The sequence below is a fragment of the Stenotrophomonas sp. 10N36 genome (assembly GCF_056395005.1).
On sequence record NZ_JBFTIS010000001.1, the window covers coordinates 178,333 to 195,818 of the forward strand.

General features: G+C 68.0%; 13 protein-coding genes and 1 pseudogene. 7 read left to right on the top strand and 7 right to left on the bottom strand.

Annotated elements, in window-relative coordinates; translation table 11 throughout:
• Window positions 1-12: 12 nt before the first annotated feature.
• The 6 genes from fabV to queA all read right to left on the bottom strand — a co-directional run bounded on the left by fabV (window position 13) and on the right by queA (window position 7,561).
• On the bottom strand, window positions 13-1,269 hold the full coding sequence (gene fabV, locus AC1DCJ_RS00770) for an enoyl-ACP reductase FabV (protein ID WP_428712701.1): 1,257 nt from the start codon (window positions 1,267-1,269) through the stop codon (window positions 13-15).
• Window positions 1,270-1,697: 428 nt separating this feature from the next.
• Window positions 1,698-2,675, bottom strand: a complete 978-nt coding sequence (secF, locus tag AC1DCJ_RS00775; protein ID WP_038688893.1) for a protein translocase subunit SecF — start codon at window positions 2,673-2,675, stop codon at window positions 1,698-1,700.
• A gap of 16 nt (window positions 2,676-2,691) precedes the next feature.
• Window positions 2,692-4,545 carry a protein translocase subunit SecD gene (gene secD, locus AC1DCJ_RS00780; RefSeq protein ID WP_137189236.1) on the bottom strand — a complete coding sequence of 618 codons (1,854 nt, stop codon included), beginning with the start codon at window positions 4,543-4,545 and terminating at the stop codon, window positions 2,692-2,694.
• Window positions 4,546-4,605: 60 nt separating this feature from the next.
• Complete coding sequence (gene yajC, locus AC1DCJ_RS00785; RefSeq protein ID WP_038688897.1) at window positions 4,606-4,953, bottom strand: preprotein translocase subunit YajC; 348 nt, start codon at window positions 4,951-4,953, stop codon at window positions 4,606-4,608.
• 151 nt (window positions 4,954-5,104) lie between these two features.
• A complete protein-coding gene (tgt, locus tag AC1DCJ_RS00790) occupies window positions 5,105-6,235 on the bottom strand; it encodes a tRNA guanosine(34) transglycosylase Tgt (protein ID WP_128096752.1) in 1,131 nt (376 codons plus the stop codon).
• 261 nt (window positions 6,236-6,496) lie between these two features.
• A complete protein-coding gene (queA, locus tag AC1DCJ_RS00795; protein ID WP_137189235.1) occupies window positions 6,497-7,561 on the bottom strand; it encodes a tRNA preQ1(34) S-adenosylmethionine ribosyltransferase-isomerase QueA in 1,065 nt (354 codons plus the stop codon).
• Between the two features lie 213 nt (window positions 7,562-7,774).
• Here queA and AC1DCJ_RS00800 point away from each other — a divergent pair, with 213 nt between their 5' ends.
• Together AC1DCJ_RS00800 and AC1DCJ_RS00805 are read left to right on the top strand one after the other, a co-directional pair.
• The gene (locus AC1DCJ_RS00800; protein ID WP_478069866.1) at window positions 7,775-9,271 is read left to right on the top strand and encodes an aminotransferase class III-fold pyridoxal phosphate-dependent enzyme; all 1,497 of its coding nucleotides are present in this window, start codon (window positions 7,775-7,777) and stop codon (window positions 9,269-9,271) included.
• 258 nt (window positions 9,272-9,529) lie between these two features.
• Window positions 9,530-10,123 (top strand): LOG family protein, encoded by a 594-nt coding sequence (locus tag AC1DCJ_RS00805; protein WP_038688904.1) that lies wholly within the window; start codon window positions 9,530-9,532, stop codon window positions 10,121-10,123.
• A gap of 67 nt (window positions 10,124-10,190) precedes the next feature.
• Here the strand turns inward: AC1DCJ_RS00805 and AC1DCJ_RS00810 are convergent.
• Window positions 10,191-13,016 (bottom strand): annotated as a pseudogene (locus AC1DCJ_RS00810) (bifunctional diguanylate cyclase/phosphodiesterase); the annotation flags it as partial.
• A gap of 272 nt (window positions 13,017-13,288) precedes the next feature.
• Here AC1DCJ_RS00810 and AC1DCJ_RS00815 point away from each other — a divergent pair.
• The 5 genes from AC1DCJ_RS00815 (at window position 13,289) to AC1DCJ_RS00835 (ending at window position 17,469) form a co-directional block, all read left to right on the top strand.
• On the top strand, window positions 13,289-13,807 hold the full coding sequence (locus AC1DCJ_RS00815; RefSeq protein WP_244880244.1) for an RNA polymerase sigma factor: 519 nt from the start codon (window positions 13,289-13,291) through the stop codon (window positions 13,805-13,807).
• Window positions 13,804-14,784, top strand: coding sequence for a hypothetical protein (locus AC1DCJ_RS00820; protein ID WP_478069867.1), 981 nt, complete (start codon window positions 13,804-13,806; stop codon window positions 14,782-14,784). The genes AC1DCJ_RS00815 and AC1DCJ_RS00820 overlap by 4 nt, the downstream gene beginning before the upstream one ends.
• Before the next feature lie 42 nt (window positions 14,785-14,826).
• Window positions 14,827-15,435, top strand: coding sequence for an IMPACT family protein (locus AC1DCJ_RS00825; RefSeq protein ID WP_313243926.1), 609 nt, complete (start codon window positions 14,827-14,829; stop codon window positions 15,433-15,435).
• Window positions 15,428-17,194, top strand: a complete 1,767-nt coding sequence (locus AC1DCJ_RS00830; protein ID WP_141058735.1) for an ABC transporter transmembrane domain-containing protein — start codon at window positions 15,428-15,430, stop codon at window positions 17,192-17,194. The genes AC1DCJ_RS00825 and AC1DCJ_RS00830 overlap by 8 nt, the downstream gene beginning before the upstream one ends.
• 71 nt (window positions 17,195-17,265) lie before the next feature.
• Entirely contained in the window at window positions 17,266-17,469 is a 204-nt protein-coding gene (locus AC1DCJ_RS00835; protein WP_137189229.1) for a hypothetical protein, read from the top strand.
• Window positions 17,470-17,486 lie beyond the last annotated feature (17 nt).

Sequence of the window (17,486 nt, forward strand, 5' to 3'; positions counted from 1 at the left end):
GGGCGCCCTGGGTCAGGCCATGTCGACCAGGTTCGGAATCTGCACGTCGGTGGCCACGTCGGCGTCGTAATCCACACCGTCCACGCCGAACCCGAACAGGCGCAGGAAGTCGGCCTTGTAGCCGGCCAGGTCGCTGATCTCGTACAGGTTCTCGTTGGTCACCTGCGGCCACAGGGCCACCACTTCGCCCTGCACGTCCGGCGCCATTTCCTTGTAGTCCGCACGCAGGCGGCCCGCGTCGTCGATCAGGTCAACGTGGCGGTCGCCATCGGTAAGCGCGTGGCGCAGGCGTTCGGTCGCGGTGCCGGTGTCCTTGCCGCCGTAGACGATGTCATACAGCGTATCGAGCTGCTCGATGCAGCCTTCGTGGGTGCCCTTGGCCTTCATCACCTTGAACAGCAGCGACAGGTACAGCGGCATGGTCGGGATGGCCGAGCTGGCCTGGGTGACCACCGCCTTGAGCACCGACACGCGTGCATCGCCGCCGATGGCCTGCAGCTTTTCACGCAGGCCCAGCACCTTGTTGTCCAGGTCTTTCTTGGCCGCGCCGATCGAGCCGTTCCAGTAGATGGCCTGGGTGATTTCTTCGCCCACATAGGTGAAGGCGGTGGTGGTGGCGCCGTCGGCCAGCACGCCCGCTTCCAGCAGCGCGTCGATCCACATCTGCCAGTCTTCGCCGCCCATCACCGCCACCGTGCCGGCCACTTCTTCCGGGGTCGCCGGTTCAATGGTGGTCTGGGTGATCACTTCCTTGTCGGTGTCCAGGCCGCGCAGCGTGATCGGCGCACCGATCGGCTTGAGCGTGGAGCTGATGATCTCGCCGGTCTTGGGATGCTTGCGGCGCGGCGCGGCCAGGCTGTACACCACCTGGTCGACCTGGCCCAGGTCTTGTTTGATCAGTTCGATGACCTTGGCCTTCACTTCATCGGAGAAGGCATCACCGTTGACGCTCTTGGCGTACAGGCCGGCCTGCTCGGCATACTTGTGGAAGGCGGCGGTGTTGTACCAGCCGGCCGTGCCGGGCTTGGTTTCGGTGCCCGGGCGCTCGAAGAACACACCCAGCGTGGCGGCATCGCTGCCGAAGGCGGCGGTGATGCGCGCGGCCAGGCCGTAGCCGGTGGAGGCGCCGAGCACCAGCACCTTCTTGGGGCCATTGGCGATCTTCGGCTTGGCCTGGATGTAGTCGATCTGCTGCTTGACGGCCGCATCGCAGCCGACGGGATGGGTGGTGACGCAGATGAAGCCGCGCACACGCGGTTTGATGACCATGGAAACCTCGTTTGGACTGGCGCAGGCCGGGCCTGCGCGATGAAAAGGGGCGGTGCGCGCCACCGGGGCGGCTGCGCGGAACGCATGGGATCGTAGTGTGCGGGGCGGTGTTTCACAACCGACGGGGGTGTATGGCGGGTTGCTTGCCCCGGTGTTGCGAGGGACGGGATGGGCATGGCGGGACACGCCGTAAACCCATCCTTGGGGGCTCGTGGTCCGCATCCATGCGGCCCAACGGTCCCGCCACGCCCATCCCGTCCCTCGCCCGACAGTGGGCTGCGCGCGGAGAGAAGAGCAGCCGGGCAGAGCCCGGCTCTACGCGCTGTTACGCCCCGTAGAGCCGGGCTCTGCCCGGCTGGGCTTTGCCGCCGCGCAAAAGAAAAGCCGCGCAGGGCGCGGCTTTTCAGGTGCTTCTTGCAGCCGGTGGCTTACGGACGACGCTCGAGCGCCTCGATGTCCTTGGCCTTGGGCAGCAGGTCCTGCTTGGTCACGCGCAGGGCGCCGATGGTCAGCATCGGCACGGCCACCAGGATCGAGGACAGCACCACGATCACCGCGCCCACCATGTGGGTTTCGGCCAGGCCTTCCATCGAGGTGCCGCCGTACATGTACAGCGCCAGGGCCGACAGGAAGAACATCACCGCGGTGATCACCGTACGCGACAGCGTCTGGTTGATCGAACGGTTCAGCACTTCCAGCGGCTCCACGCGCAGGCTGCGGAAGTTTTCGCGGACGCGGTCGAACACCACGATGATGTCGTTGATGGCAAAGCCCATCACCGACAGCAGGCCGGCCAGCACGGTGAGGTCGAACTCGCGGCCGGTGGCCGAGATGTAGGCCACCGTTACCAGCAGATCGAACAGGGCCACGATGCTGGCGGTGATCGCGAACTTCCATTCGAAGCGGAACGCGATGTAGATCAGGAAGCCCACCAGCATGAACAGCGTGGCGTACAGCCCGTTCATCGCCAGGTCCTTGCCGACCTGCGGACCAACGAACTCGTTGCGCTGGATGGTGGCCTGGTTGTCGCTCAGCGAGATCGCCTTGACCACCGCAGCAGCGGTGCGCTGGTCACTGGCCGAGTTGCCGGTGCCCGGTGCGTGCTCGCCCTGCGGCGCCAGACGGATCAGCAGGTCGGTGTTGCCACCGAAGCTCTGCACCTGGGCACCTTCGAAGCCGTTGGCTTCGAGCTTGGCGCGGACGTCTTCGACGTCCACCTTGCGCTCGAAACGGGCCTCGATCAGGGTGCCGCCGGTGAAATCCAGCGCGTAGTTGAAGCCCTTGGTGGCGATCAGTGCGATCGAACCGATGAACAGCAGCAGGGTGACCACCATGGCGGCATGACGCCACCGCATGAAGTCGATCTTGGTGTCGTTCGGGAGGATGTGCAGCGGAAACAGTTTCATTGTGCGAGTCGTCCCGTCAGATGGCCACGTTCTGGAGCTTCTTGCGACGGCCGTAGATCAGCGTCGCCAGGGCGCGCGATACGGTGATCGCAGTGAACATCGAGGCGAAAATACCGATGATCATGGTCAGCGCGAAGCCCTTCAGCGGACCGGTACCGAATGCGTACAGGGCCACACCGACGATCAGGCCGGTCAGGTTGGCGTCGAGGATGGTGCCGCTGGCGCGGTCGTAACCGGTCACGATGGCGGTCTTGCCCGGCATGCCGGCCCGCAGCTCTTCACGGATACGCTCGTTGATCAGCACGTTGGCGTCGACCGACAGGCCCACCGACAACGCCAGACCGGCAAAGCCCGGCAGGGTCATGGTGGCACCGAACATCGACATCACCGCCACCACGATCAGCAGGTTGAACAGCATCGCCAGCGAGGTGATCACGCCGAACATGCGGTAGTACACGCTGAAGAACACCAGGGTGAACAGGAACGCGTAGACCACGGCGGTGATACCGTTCTGCACGTTCTCGGCACCCAGGCTCGGGCCGACCACGCGCTCTTCCACGAAGTCCATGGGCGCGGCGAGCGAGCCGGACTTCAGCAGCTTGGCCAGGTCTTCGGCTTCCTTCTTCTCCAGACCGGTGGTCTGGAAGTTCTTGCCGAACACGCCGTTGATGTTGGCCACCGAGATGACCTCTTCCTTGACGCGGAAGCTGCGCACTTCCTTGCCATCGACCATGTTCACCGTGGGGATGCGCTCGGTGTAGACCACGGCCATCGGCTTGTTCACGTTGGCGCTGGTGAAGTCGAACATGCGCTGGCCGCCGACGTTGTTCAACGTCACGCTGACCGCGGCCGAGCCGTTCTGGTCGGTAGTAGCCTGCGCGGCGACCATCTGGTCACCGGTGACGATCACACGCTTGTTGAGCAGCACCGGGCCGCCGTTGTCACGGCGCTGGTAGACCTTGGCTTCCGGCGGGATGCGGCCACTGGTGATGGCGTCCTGCGCGTTGCCATCGACCACGGCGCGGTATTCCAGCGTCGCGGTGGCACCGATCATGCGCTTGGCTTCGGCGGTGTCCTGCACGCCCGGCAGCTGCACGACCACGCGGTCGGCACCCTGGCGCTGGATGATCGGCTCGGCCACACCCAGCTGGTTGACGCGGTTGCGCAGCGTATTGATGTTCTGCTCGATCGCACCGTTGGCGATCTGGCTCAGCTCGGTTTCCGGCACGGTGATGGCGATGCGGTTGCCGGTGACGTTGTAGCCCAGGGTGGGCTGCGCCTTGGCCATCACATCACGCGCCTTGGTGACCGCTTCTTCGCCGGCCGACGGGCTGATGGTGGCCACGATGCTGTTGTCCGGGCGACGCTCCACCGACTGGTAGGCCACGCGGGCATCACGCAGGCTGGTCCGCACGTCTTCGGCGTAGGCATCCAGGCGCTTGTCCAGGGCCGCCTTCTGGTCGACCTGCAGCACGAAGTGCACACCGCCCTGCAGATCCAGGCCCAGCACCATCGGGCGACCGCCCAGCTTGGCCAGCCAGTCCGGCACGGTCGAGGCCAGGTTCAGGGCCACCACGTAGTTTTCGCCCACGCTGTCGCGCAGCGTGTCGCTGGCGGCGGCCTGCGCCTGCAGGTCCGGCAGGCGGACGATCAGGCTGTCGCCTTCCTTTTCCGCGCCCATGGTGGCAATACCGGCCTTCTTGAGGTCGGCCAGCACCTGGTCACGCAGCGCATCGTCGATCTGGCCGCCACGGTTGGCGGTGATCTGGACGGCCGGGTCCTTCTGATAGACGTTGGGCAGCGCGTACAGGGTACTGAGCGCCAGCACGATCAGGATGAGGAAATACTTCCAGCGTGGAAATTCGAGCATTGCTTGGGTCCCGCGCGGCGCCCATCCCGGCGCCGCGGTTGTGCTTCGGAAAGGAGTGGCTTAGTTGGCCGACTTCAGCGTGCCGGTGGGCAGCACGTTGCCCACGGCGCCCTTCTGCACGCGGATGCGCACGTTGTCAGCCACTTCCAGGGTGATGAAGTTGTCGCCGATGTCGGTGACCGTGCCGGCGATGCCGCCGTTGGTCAGCACTTCGTCGCCGCGCTTGATCTTCTCCAGCATCGCCTTGTGTTCCTTCTGGCGCTTCATCTGCGGGCGGATCATCAGGAAGTACATGATCGCGATCAGGATGATCGGGAACAGCAGCGTGGTCAGACCCATGCCGCCCTGCGGCGAGCCACCGGCAGCTTGGGCGTGGGCGGCGGGAATCAGGAAAGCGATCAGGTTCATCTTGTGTCCTTGGGTTGGGAGGCGCCCCGCCCAGGTGGGCCGGGGAGTCGCCGCGAAACGGGGGTCAGCCACGAAGTATGCCATGGGCCCGGGAGTTCGTCCTTGGGCCGTTTGGCAGGGTTTGCGCGCGGATTTGGACTGCGCGTGGCCCTTACAACGCCGGCGTGGCCATGCCACGGGCTGCGTAGAAGGACTCACGGAAGGCGGCAAAGGTTCCCGCCTCGATGGCCGCGCGCATGTCGGCCATCAGCTTTTCGTAGTAATACAGGTTGTGGATGGTGCCCAGCATGGGGGCCAGCATTTCGTTGCAGCGGTCCAGGTGGCGCAGATAGGAACGCGTGTAGCCACTGGTGCAGGCGTGGCAGCCACAGCCCGGCTCGATGGTGTCCATGTCGCGCTGGTAGCGCGCGTTGCGGATGCGGATGGTGCCGGCCGAGGTGAAATAGTGGCCGTTGCGGGCGTTGCGGGTGGGCATCACGCAATCGAACATGTCCACGCCACGGGCGACGCCTTCGACCAGATCTTCCGGGCGCCCCACGCCCATCAGGTAGCGCGGGCGGTCGGCGGGCAGGATCGGGTGCATGTGGTCGAGCATGGCGTTGCGCTCGTGCTCGGGCTCGCCCACGGCCAGCCCGCCGATGGCGTAGCCGTCGAAGCCGATCTTCTGCAGGCCCTCGGCCGACCGGCTGCGCAGGTCGTGGTGGACCCCGCCCTGGACGATGCCGAACAGCGCGGCGTCGTTGCCCAGTTCGTCATGCGCGTTGCGGCTGCGCTGGGCCCAGCGCAGGCTCAGTTCCATCGAGGTGCGCGCGACCGGCTCGGTGGCCGGGTACGGGGTGCACTCGTCGAAGATCATCACCACGTCCGAATCGAGCACCTTCTGGATGCGCATGCTTTCTTCCGGCCCGAGGAAGACGCGTGCGCCGTCGTTCGGCGAGGAGAAGGTGACGCCCTGTTCGGTGATCTTGCGGCGATGGGCCAGCGAGAACACCTGGAAACCGCCCGAATCGGTCAGGATCGGGCCATCCCAGCGCGCGAAGCCGTGCAGGCCGCCGTGGTCGGCGATGACGTCCAGGCCCGGCCGCAGGTACAGGTGGAAGGTGTTGCCCAGGATGATTTCCGCGCCCAGCGCCCGGATCTGCTCCGGCAGGATGCCCTTGACCGAGCCATAGGTGCCCACCGGCATGAAGGCCGGGGTTTCCACGGTGCCACGGGGGAAGGTCAGGCGGCCCCGGCGGGCACGGCCGTCGGTGGTCTGGAGCTGGAACTGGAGTCGGGACATGGAGCGGGATTCGGGCAAATAATTGCCGATTATCGCCGAAAAGCGGCGGAGATGGCCGGCGGGGGCCGGACGGGCACAGATCGTGCCCGCCAACCGTACCGGCCAACGGCCGGTACCTACCCGAACGCGTGGACCCACCGTTGGTCGGCCGCCCACCCGCACGGCGGACCCGTCATTTCATCGGCCGCGCGCCACCGACGTAGAGCCGACCGTTGGTCGGCTGCCCGTTGGTCGGCCGCCCGTGGGCCGGCTGCCCTCAATTCACCCCTGCGGGAACAACAACATCGCGTCGCCATAGCTGAAGAACCGGTACTTCTCCGCGATCGCGGCCCTGTAGGCCTCGAACACCCGCGCCTGGCCGGCAAACGCCGAAATCATCATCAACAACGTGCTTTCCGGCAGATGGAAGTTGGTCACCATCGCGTCCACGCTGCGGATCCGGTAACCCGGCGTGATGAAAATCTGGGTCTCGCCGGCATACGGCAGCAGTTCGCCGTCGCGCATCGCGCTTTCCAGCGCGCGCACCACCGTGGTGCCCACCCCGATCACCCGCCCACCAGCGGCGCGCGTGCGACGCACCTGCTGGACCAGCTCGGCGCCCACGTTCAGCCATTCGCGGTGCATCACGTGGTCGGTGAGGTCGTCCACCCGCACCGGCTGGAAGGTGCCGGCGCCCACGTGCAGGGTCACATGGCCGAAATCAACCCCCTTGTCCTTCAAGGCCGCCAGCAGCGCTTCGTCGAAATGCAGGCCGGCGGTCGGCGCGGCCACCGCGCCCACTTCCCGGGCGAACACGGTCTGGTAGCGCTCGCGGTCGTCCAGCCCCGGCTCACGCTGGATGTAAGGCGGCAACGGCAGCCGGCCGGCATGCAGCAGCCACTGCTCCAATGCCTCGGGCACGTGGAACTGCAGCACATAGAACTCGCCATCGCGCCCCAGCACCTCCGCCTCGCCGCCCGCGTCCAGCGCGATCCGGCTACCGGGCTTGGGCGACTTGCTCGCGCCCACCTGGGCACGGGCCTGCTGCGCGCCCAGCAGGCGCTCGATCAGGATCTCGACCCGGCCGCCGCTGGCCTTCTGCCCGAACAGGCGCGCGGGGATCACGCGGGTGTCGTTGAACACCAGCAGGTCACCCGGGTTGAGCAGGTCCGGCAGGTCGCGCACATGGCGGTGATCGAAGGCGGCCGGCGCTTGCGGCACCAGCATCAGGCGGCTGGCGGAGCGTTCGGCCAGGGGCGCCTGGGCAATCAGCTCGGGCGGCAGTTCGTAGTTGAAATCGGACTTCTTCAAGGCAGCGCACGGCAACGTGTAGGCAATGTCGGCCATTGTACGACTGGCCCTCGGTGGCAACGCAGCTTTTACCGAACGTCGCGCAAAATGCTGCTATGCAACAGTTTTTAACGGGGTTATCGCGCGAAAAACCGCGTGATAGCATCGGGCTGGAAGTCAGATGCACGAGCAGGAATACCCCGAGCGCGCGCGAATAGACGCGCGTTTTGCGTTTTGCGCCGTGCCGCCAATTGTTTCAGGAGATCTGCAATGAGCTTCATCGAACGCCTCGCCCCCCTTCGCGCCCAGCCCGGCACCCGCCTCACCGCCGGCCTGGATGACGCCACGCTGGAACGCCTGGCCGCTGGCCATCCGCACCTGGTTGCCGCGATCGACGCTGCCGCCGCCGAATTCGAGCGCGTGCGCGCCGACCTTGGCGCGCTGCTGGCCGCCGACGAACGCGCCCAGATCGATGCGATGCAGGACGGCTTCGTCAATTTCTATGCCGACGATGCGGTGACCCCGTATGTCGCCCTCGCCGCCCGCGGCTCCTGGGTGGTCACCCTGAAGGGTGCGGTGCTGTATGACGCCGGCGGCTACGGCATGCTCGGCTTCGGGCATACCCCCGAGGCGGTGATGGAGGCGATGGCCGCCCCGCAGGTGATGGCCAACGTGATGACGCCCAGCCTGTCCCAGCAGCGCTTCATCCAGGCGCTGCGCAAGGAAATCGGCCACCGTCGCGGCGGTTGCCCGTTCAGCCACTTCATGTGCCTGAACTCCGGCTCCGAGGCGGTCGGCCTGGCCGCGCGCATCGCCGACGTCAACGCCAAACTGCAGACCGACCCGGGCGCCCGCCATGCCGGCGCGAAGATCAAGCGGGTGGTGATCAAGGGCAGCTTCCACGGCCGCACCGATCGCCCCGGCCTGTACTCCGATTCCAGCCGCAAGACCTACACCCAGCATCTGGCAAGCTACCGCGGCGAAGACAGCGTCATCGCCCTGGCCCCGTACGACGAGGAGGCGCTCAAGCGCGTGTTCGCCGAGGCCGAGCAGAACCGCTGGTTCATCGAAGCGGTGTTCCTGGAGCCGGTGATGGGCGAAGGCGACCCGGGCCGTTCGGTGCCGCCGTCGTTCTATGCGCTGGCCCGTGAGCTGACCCGCCAGCACGGCAGCCTGCTGCTGATCGACTCGATCCAGGCCGGCCTGCGTGCGCATGGCGTGCTGTCGCTGGTGGACTACCCCGGCTTCGAGGGCCTGGACGCGCCGGACATGGAGACCTACTCCAAGGCGCTCAACGCGGCGCAGTTCCCGCTGTCAGTCCTGGCGGTCACCGAACATGCCGCGCAGCTGTACCGCAAGGGCATCTACGGCAACACCATGACCTCCAACCCGCGTGCGCTGGACGTGGCCTGCGCCACCCTGTCGCTGCTGACCCCGCAGGTGCGCGACAACATCCGCGTGCGCGGCGAGGAAGCGGTGCGCAAGCTGGAGCAGCTCAAGAGCGAGCTGGGCGGCCTGATCACCAAGGTGCAGGGCACCGGCCTGCTGTTCTCGTGCGAGCTGGCCCCGCAGTTCAAGTGCTACGGCGCCGGTTCCACCGAGGAATGGCTGCGCAACCACGGCATCAACGTCATCCACGGCGGCGAGAACTCGCTGCGCTTCACCCCGCATTTCGGCATGGACAGCGAAGAGCTGGACCTGCTGGTGGGGCTGGTGGGCCGGGCGTTGAAGGAAGGCCCGCGCCGGGAGCAGTCGCAGGCGRCTTGAGGCCCGTGGCCGTGCGGGTGTGAACCCGCACGGTCGGTTCCGCGACACGGCAGCCGACCAACGGTCGGCTCTACCCGGGCAATGGCAGCCGACCAGCGGTCGGCTCTACCGGCGATGGGCCGATTGGCCTCCGCGCCACGAACGCGCGATAATCACCCCCCGCATTCGCGGAACGAACCCCGTCACGAGGCCGGAACATCGGTCATCGGCGGGGCTTTTTCGTTTCCGCCGCACCCGTTCCGAACACAGGAAGATCCAATGAAGTCGATTTGCGTTTACTGTGGCTCCAACCCCGGCAGCAAGCCGATCTACACCGAGCGCGCCATCGCGCTGGGCGACCGCATCGCCCGCGACGGCCTGCGCCTGGTCTATGGCGGCGGCAACGTCGGCCTGATGGGCACCGTGGCCAATGCCGTGCTGGCCGGCGGCGGCGAAGTGACCGGCGTGATCCCGCAGCAGCTGGCCGACTGGGAAGTGGCCCACCGCGGCCTGACCGAGCTGGAGATCGTCGGCTCGATGCACGAGCGCAAGTCGCGCATGTTCGAGCTGTCCGACGCGTTCGTGGCCCTGCCCGGCGGCTTCGGCACCATGGAAGAGATCTTCGAGATGCTCACCTGGCGCCAGCTCGGCATCGGCAACAAGCCGTGCGCGTTCCTGGACGTCGATGGTTTCTACGCCCCGCTGATCGGCATGATCGACCGCATGGTCGAAGAGCGCTTCCTGCACCCGGAGCAGCGCGCCGACCTCTGGTACGGCTCGGACATCGACGCCATGCTGGACTGGATGCGCGCCTATGAGCCGGCGCAGGCGTCCAAGTGGATCGATGAAAAGCGTCGCGCCGCGTTGGTGTGATCGCTTGATCCAGTGATGTGGGGGTGCCGGCCAGCGGCCGGCACWACCGGGCTTCGAAGGTTTCCATGGGGGCGGGGCGGCCGAGCAGGTAGCCCTGGCCGTAGTCGCAGCCCAGCTGCAGCAGGGTCTGGCGCTGGGCATCGTTTTCGATGCCCTCGCCCACCGTTTCGATGCCCAGCGTGCGGGCCAGCGACAGCACGCCCTGCACCAGCGCGTAGGTGCTCTGCATGTCCTGCCCGTGCAGGCCGGCGATGAAGCTCTGATCGATCTTCAACGTCGAAATCGGGAACCGGTGCAAGTAGGACAGCGCCGAGAAGCCCGTACCGAAATCATCCAGCTGCACCAGCACGCCGCGCTCGCGCAGCGTCTGCAGGATCCGCAGCGTGCGCGGACCGTCGTCGAGCAGCGCCACTTCGGTGATCTCCAGGCGCAGGCGATGGGGATCGGCACCGGCCGCCTCGATCAGCCCGAACAGGCGGGTGCTGAAATCAGCCGAACGGAAATGCCGCGGCGACACGTTCACCGACAGATAGCCCTCGCCGCCCCGCGCGAGTTGCCCGATCACCTCTTCGTACAGCAGCCAGTCCACCTGCTCGATCAGCCCGCTTTCCTCGCCCAGGTCGAGAAACGCGCTGGGCAGCAGCAGCCCGCGGCGTTCGTGGCGCCAGCGCAGCAGGGCTTCATAGCCCACCACCGCGCCGTCGGACAGCCGCACGATCGGCTGGTAATACGGCAGGAAGTCACGGTTGATGATCGCCCGGCGCAGGTCCGCTTCCAGGTCCAGGCTGCGCAGGGCTTCCTCGCGCATGGCCTCGTCGAACACGGCGCAGCGGTCCTTGCCCTGCGCCTTGGCCCGGTACATCGCCGCGTCGGCGTCGCGTACCAGTTCCTCGCCATTGCGGTAGCGCGGGTTCCACATCGCGATGCCCAGGCTGCCAGACGGAAACAGTTCGCGCCCCTTCACCCACATCGACTCTTCCAGCGCCACCAGCATCCGCTGCGCGAACTCGCGGGCCGAATCCAGCCCGTGGTCACACTGCAGCACGATCGCGAATTCATCGCCGCCCAGCCGCGCCACCACATCGCCCGGGCCGATCATCGATACGATCCGCTTGGCCACCTCGACCAGCATCTGGTCGCCGGCCGCGTGGCCGATGCTGTCGTTGACCAGCTTGAACCGGTCCAGGTCCAGGAACAGCACCGCAAAGCGTGGGCCGTCGGGCACCCGGGCGCGGGCGATGGCATCTTCCAGCCGGTCCAGCAGGTGCAGGCGGTTGGGCAACCCGGTCAGCGCGTCGTGCATGGCCTGGTGGGTCAGGCGCTGCTCGGCGCGCAGGCGTTCGCCGATCTGCCCGAGCAGTTTGTCGTTCACCTCGGCCAACTCGCGGGTGCGCTCGTCCACGCGCTTTTCCAGCTCGGCATGCGCGTTGCGCAGGCGCTCCTGGTCGCGCTGGCGGGCCAGGCCGTTGCCGATGTTCTGCGCCACGAAGGTGAGCAGGCGCTGGTCGTGCGCGGTGAAGCTCACCTCCGGCGAGTAGCTCTGCACCACGATCACCCCGACCACGTCGTCGTCGCTCAGCAGCGGCACGCCCAGCCAGCAATGCGAGCGCGCACCGAACTCGCGTACCCGCCCGGCGTCGCGCAGGGCGTCGATGTGCTCGCGCGAGGCCAGCAGCGGCTGCCGGTTGCGCACGATGAACTCGGTCAGGCCCTGGCTGAACGGACGCGGCGCGCGCGACGCGTTGTACTCATCCACCGAGTACACGAAATCCAGCCCATCGCCGACCTCGTTGACCAGCGCGATGTAGAAATTGCGTGCATCCAGCAGCGTGCCAACCACGCCATGCACCTGCACGTAGAACTGGGCAAGGCTCTCGGCGCTCATCGCCATTTCGGCAATGTTGAACAATGCCAGCTGCAGCTTCTCGGCGCGGCGGCGTTCCACCACTTCGTCCTGCAGGCTGCGGTTGGCGCGCTGCAGTTCCAGCGTGCGCCGCTCCACCTGGCGTTCCAGCTGCACCTGGGCCTGGCGGCGGTCCATCGCGGTGAGGATGTGCTGGGCGACGTAGCCCAGCAGGGTGCGATCGGCCTCGTTGTAGCGCACCCGGTGCTCGTAGCTCTGCACCACGATGGCCCCGCACACGCGGCCTTCGCGCAGCATCGGCACGCCCAGCCAGTCCAGGCTTTCCGGCCCGCGGCTGGGGTCGTATTCGTCGTTCATCGCCGCCAGCAGCTCGTTGGACGGCCCGCTCAGCGGCTGCCCGTGGCGCAGCAGCGCGAAGGTCAGGCTGCGCGGCATTTCGTGTTCTTCGTAGCTGCGGTCCGGGTCGGCCACGAAGCTGTCGCGCTGGTCGGCGAAATAGAGGAAACGCACCCGTCGGCGCACGTCGTCGTACTCGACGATGTAGCAGTTCTGCGCGTACATCAGCGAATTGAGCACGCGGTGGAAGTGGCGCAGCATGTCGGCCATTTCCAGGTCCGCGCCGGCCAGGTCGGCAATCTCGTAGAGCGCCTGCTGCAGCCGTTTGGACGTCTCCAGCGAGCGGATCTGGGCCCGCTGCCGGGCCAGTGCCACGGCGTCCTGCAGCGCCTGGCGGGCGATGTCCCACCAGGCCTGGTCGGGCACGTCGCCGTCGGCGGTGAGCGCCTGTACCGCCAGTTCGCTGCCATGGTCCTGCCAGCGACACAGCGCGGTCTCCGCCCCGGTGGCACCGCCGAGCAGCGCCTCCAGCAGCGCGGCGGGGTCCTGCGCGGGGGCGGGATCGGCCTGGCAGCCTTCACCCAGGCCCGGATCGGACCAGGCCAGCGCCACCTGCGCGTCGCCGGGCAGCAGCGCGCCCAACGCCTGCGCGAGCGCAGCGGAAACCACCGCGTCATGATCGGAATGCCGCACGGATGTCGCTACCTGGCTGGACACGATGCTGATCTCTTCTGGCGCCGGATGCCCGGCACCTCCCCTGTGCCCTGAGCATAACGCGGCGGGCGGGGGGCAATGGAAGCCCACAACCCCGTTCAGCACGTTCGGACGTTGAACAGGTCATGTCCCCCGTCCCCGCGCCCCTGCTGTCGCCTGCCCTCGCCGCCCCGCCCCGCTATGCGGACGGCGGCCCAGCGCTTACCCTGTGCGCCGTGGACGCCGCTGCCCTGCCAACCGACGAATCGCTGATGCTGGCCTGGGCCGGCGGGGAGCTGCGCGCGTTTGAAACCCTGTATGCGCGCCACCGCAGCCGCCTGTACAGCTTCCTGCTGCGCCAGCTGCGCGATGCCGCGCTGGCCGACGAAATGTTCCAGGACGTCTGGCAGCGGGTCATCGCCGCGCGCGCCGGCTGGCAGCCCGACGCCGCCTTCACCACGTGGCTGTTCCGGATCGCCCACAATCGGCTCAACGATCACTGGCGCGCCGCGCGGCACCGTCCGCCAGCGCCCGGCGACGCCGACGAGCGGGTGGCACGCATGAGCGATACCCGCACCCCGGAAAGCCAGCTGTCCGAGTTCGAACAACGCCGGCGCCTGCAGCTGGCGATGGAACAGCTGCCCGATGAACAGCGCGAGGTACTGCAGTTGCGGCTGGAGCAGGAACTGAGCCTGGAAGAGATCGCACAGATCACCGGCGTGGGCCGCGAAACGGTCAAATCACGGTTGCGCTATGCGATGGACAAGCTGCGCGCGGGGTTGTCCGAATGAACCGCTCGGATCCGCTGACCCCCGAAGAACGCGAACTGGCGCGCCTGCTCGGCCGTGCGGCGCCCAGCGCTCCGTCGGCTGCGCTGGATGACGCCGTGTTGGCGGCCGCCAGGGCGGCCGTGCAGGCCGCACCGGTGGTCACGGCCGTCCCTGTCGGCGACCCGGAGGCGGCCTCTCAACCGCCCAAGGCGGCCGCGCCCATCCCGCGCCGGCCGCGGTCGCGGCTGCCCGCCGCGCTGGGCCTGGCCGCGTCGGTGGTGTTCGCGGTCGGCATCGCCTGGCAGCTCAAGCCCGACGCCCCGACCCCGCCCGCGCTGGCAGAGGTCGCACCCGCACCCGCCGAGGATGCCGTGCAGGCACCGGCCGCCGACGCTGCCGCCCCCGCGATGGCCGCTGCCGAGATGGCCGATGCCGCCGCTGCGCCGGTGGCCCAGCCGCAGGCCAAGCAACGCTCGGTGGCCGACGCGCCGCCTCCGCCACCTCACGACGTGCCGCGGCCGATGGCGGCACAGCCCGCGCCGTCGGTAGTAACCCCGCCGATGCCGCCGGCCCCGCCGGCACCCGCGGCCGCCCCGATGCAGGCCGCCGCTGCCCCGCGTGCAGACGCGTACGTGATGGACAGCGCAGAGGCGCGCCCCAACGACACCGTCACCGTGACCGGCGCGCGGACGCGCGACGAGGCGCTCACCGCCGCACCCGCACCGATGGCCAACGAAGCGGCGCGTCCGATGAAAGGCGCCCCCGGGGTGATGCGACGCGCGGCATCGCCGGCCGTGGGCGGCGCGTTGTCGGCCAGCGCCGTCGATGCGGCCGTTGCGGCCGATGCCCTGCTGCCGCGCAAGCAGTGGCTCAAGCGCATCCGCGAGCGTCGCGATGCCGGCGACCGCGATACCGCGCGCGCCAGCCTGGAGCGCTACCTGCAGCAGTACCCGGAAGCGCGCGTACCACGCGACGTACGCCAGCTGCTGGACAACTGAGGGGCACGTGACGACCGACGGTCGTCACCTACAATGGTGGGAATGCCCGATACGCTCGCCACCGTCGTCAGCCACAGCCTGGAGATCAAGCACAGCCGCTTCATCGCGCATGCGGCGCCGATCGACACGGCGGCTGCCGCGCTGGCGTTTCTGCAGCAGGTGGCGATCCCCGATGCCACCCACAACTGCTGGGCCTACCGGCACGGCAGCGAGTACCGCTCCAGTGACGATGGCGAACCGGCCGGCACCGCTGGCCGACCGATCCTGGCCGCCATCGACGGCCAGGGCTTCGACCGGGTAATGGTGGTGGTGATCCGCTGGTACGGTGGGATCAAGCTGGGCGCCGGCGGTCTGGTCCGGGCCTACGGAGGCACGGCAGCCGAATGCCTGCGTACCGCACCGCGCCTGCCGCTTGTGGCCCTGACCCGCTTGCACGTGCAGGCCGCGTTCGAGGACCTGGGCGCATTGCATGCCGCGCTGTCCAGCCACGCGGCCGAGAAACTCGATGAGTCCTTTACCCCGTCCGGGGTCGAATTGCGGGTTGAATTGCCGGCCGACCAGGCCGAGCCGTTGAAAAACCGCCTCCGCGACGCCACCCGTGATCGTATCCGCATCCAACGATGCACCGAACCAGGCCCCCTTGATGACTGAGACCACCCCCGCCCCGACCCCCGCGCTGCGCCGCCTGGGCAGTCTGGGCACGCTGTGGCCGTTCGTACGTCGCCATTCGGGGCTGTTCACTGCCTGGCTGATCGCCCTGGCGGTATCGTCGGCGGCCACGCTGAGCCTGCCGCCGGCGGTCAAGCTGATGATCGACCATGGCTTCAACAACAACGGCCAGATCAATCGCGCGTTCGGCCTGCTGTTCCTGGTCGCGGTGGTGATGGGGTTGGCCACCGCCGCGCGCTTCTTCTTCGTGTCGTTGCTGGGCGAAAAGGTCGTGGCCGATCTGCGCAGCCAGCTCTACACCCATCTGATCACCCTGGGCGCCGGCTTCCACGACCGCAGCCGCAGCGGCGAACTGGTGTCCCGGCTGACCGCCGACAGCGAGTTGCTGCGCAGCGTGATCGGTTCGACCATGTCGGTGGCCCTGCGCAGCAGCATCACCGTGATCGGCAGCCTGGTGATGTTGTTTGTCACCAGCCCGCGTCTGGCCGTGTGGTCGCTGCTGGGCATTCCCCTGGCGGTGCTGCCGGTGATCATCGGCGCACGCCGCCTGCGCAACATCTCCCGCGCCAGCCAGGACCGCGTCGCCGACGCCAACAGCCTGGCCGCCGAAACCCTGGGCGCGGTGCGCACCGTGCAGGCGCACGCACGCGAGCCCTATGAACGTGGCCGTTTCAACGTCGCGCTGGCCGAATCGATCAAGGCCGCGCGCCGCCGCATCGGCGCGCAGTCGATCGTCACCGCCACCGCGATCGTGCTGGTGTTCGGTGCCATCGTGGGGGTGCTGTGGCTGGGCGCGCACGATGTCAACGACGGCCGCATGACGGCCGGCACGCTGGGCCAGTTCGTGCTGTACGCGATGATCGGCGGCGGCTCGGTCGGCGCGCTGGCCGAGGTCTGGAATGAGCTGCAACGCGCCTCCGGCGGCATGGGACGGATCGCCGAACTGCTGCAGGAAGACATCGAGATCACCGCACCGGCCAACCCGGTGGCGATGCCGCTGCCGCTGCGGGGCGAGATCCGCTTCGACAACGTGGTGTTCCACTACCCGCAGCGCCCGGACACCGCGGCGCTGGAAGGGTTCGACCTGCATGTGCGGCCCGGCGAGACGGTTGCCCTGGTAGGCCCGTCCGGCGCCGGCAAGAGCACGGTCCTGTCGATGCTGCTGCGCTTCCACGATCCGGCCACCGGCAGCATCCTGGTCGACGGCGTGGATGTGCGCCAGGTCGACCCGGCGCAGCTGCGCGCGCAGATGGCACTGGTACCGCAGCAGCCCACGCTGTTTGCCGCCACCGCCCTGGACAACATCCGCTACGGCCGCTTGGAAGCCAGCGATGACGAGGTGCAGCGCGCCGCCGAGGCCGCCGAAGCCGACGAGTTCCTGCAGGCACTGCCCGACGGTTACCTGAGCGAGCTGGGCGAGCGCGGTGCGCGCCTGTCCGGCGGCCAGCAGCAGCGCATCGCGATCGCACGGGCGCTGCTGAAGGATGCCCCGATCCTGCTGCTCGACGAGGCCACCAGTGCACTCGATGCGCAGAGCGAGCGCGCGGTGCAGCAGGCGCTGGAACGGTTGATGGCGGGGCGCACCACGCTGGTCATCGCCCACCGCCTGGCCACCGTGCTCAAGGCCGACCGCATCGTGGTGATGGACCACGGCCGCATCATCGCCCAGGGCACCCACGAACAACTGTTGGCCGAGGGTGGGCTGTACGCGGAGCTGGCACGGCTGCAGTTCATCGATTGATGACGCACCGCTAACGCTCCCGGTTGCATGGTGCGCAGGTCACAGGTCGATGCCACTGCAGGAGGTGCTTCATGTCGTTTCGACAGTTTCCCGCCACCGACGCCACGGGCGAAAGCTACGTGATCATCGAGTTCAAGCAGGACGAGGCCGCCGCCGCAGCGTCGGCTGCGCCCGCGGACGCCAACGTCCGTTACGAGCTGGCCGATGGCCGCCACCTGGTCCGCGATGGCCGCCAATTCCGCACCCGTGGCGGTGAGTTGACGCTCACCACCTGAGCGCGCGACGCGGCGGA

Excerpts from the sequence above, each read along its gene's own strand:
- AC1DCJ_RS00830 (WP_141058735.1), top strand. The coding sequence starts at position 15,428 with ATGACTGAGACCACCCCCGCCCCGACCCCCGCGCTGCGCCGCCTGGGC.
- yajC (WP_038688897.1), bottom strand. The coding sequence starts at position 4,953 with ATGAACCTGATCGCTTTCCTGATTCCCGCCGCCCACGCCCAAGCTGCC.
- secF (WP_038688893.1), bottom strand. The coding sequence starts at position 2,675 with ATGAAACTGTTTCCGCTGCACATCCTCCCGAACGACACCAAGATCGAC.
- AC1DCJ_RS00835 (WP_137189229.1), top strand. The coding sequence starts at position 17,266 with ATGTCGTTTCGACAGTTTCCCGCCACCGACGCCACGGGCGAAAGCTAC.
- AC1DCJ_RS00815 (WP_244880244.1), top strand. The coding sequence starts at position 13,289 with ATGCTGGCCTGGGCCGGCGGGGAGCTGCGCGCGTTTGAAACCCTGTAT.
- AC1DCJ_RS00805 (WP_038688904.1), top strand. The coding sequence starts at position 9,530 with ATGAAGTCGATTTGCGTTTACTGTGGCTCCAACCCCGGCAGCAAGCCG.
- AC1DCJ_RS00825 (WP_313243926.1), top strand. The coding sequence starts at position 14,827 with ATGCCCGATACGCTCGCCACCGTCGTCAGCCACAGCCTGGAGATCAAG.
- AC1DCJ_RS00820 (WP_478069867.1), top strand. The coding sequence starts at position 13,804 with ATGAACCGCTCGGATCCGCTGACCCCCGAAGAACGCGAACTGGCGCGC.
- fabV (WP_428712701.1), bottom strand. The coding sequence starts at position 1,269 with ATGGTCATCAAACCGCGTGTGCGCGGCTTCATCTGCGTCACCACCCAT.
- secD (WP_137189236.1), bottom strand. The coding sequence starts at position 4,545 with ATGCTCGAATTTCCACGCTGGAAGTATTTCCTCATCCTGATCGTGCTG.
- tgt (WP_128096752.1), bottom strand. The coding sequence starts at position 6,235 with ATGTCCCGACTCCAGTTCCAGCTCCAGACCACCGACGGCCGTGCCCGC.
- queA (WP_137189235.1), bottom strand. The coding sequence starts at position 7,561 with ATGGCCGACATTGCCTACACGTTGCCGTGCGCTGCCTTGAAGAAGTCC.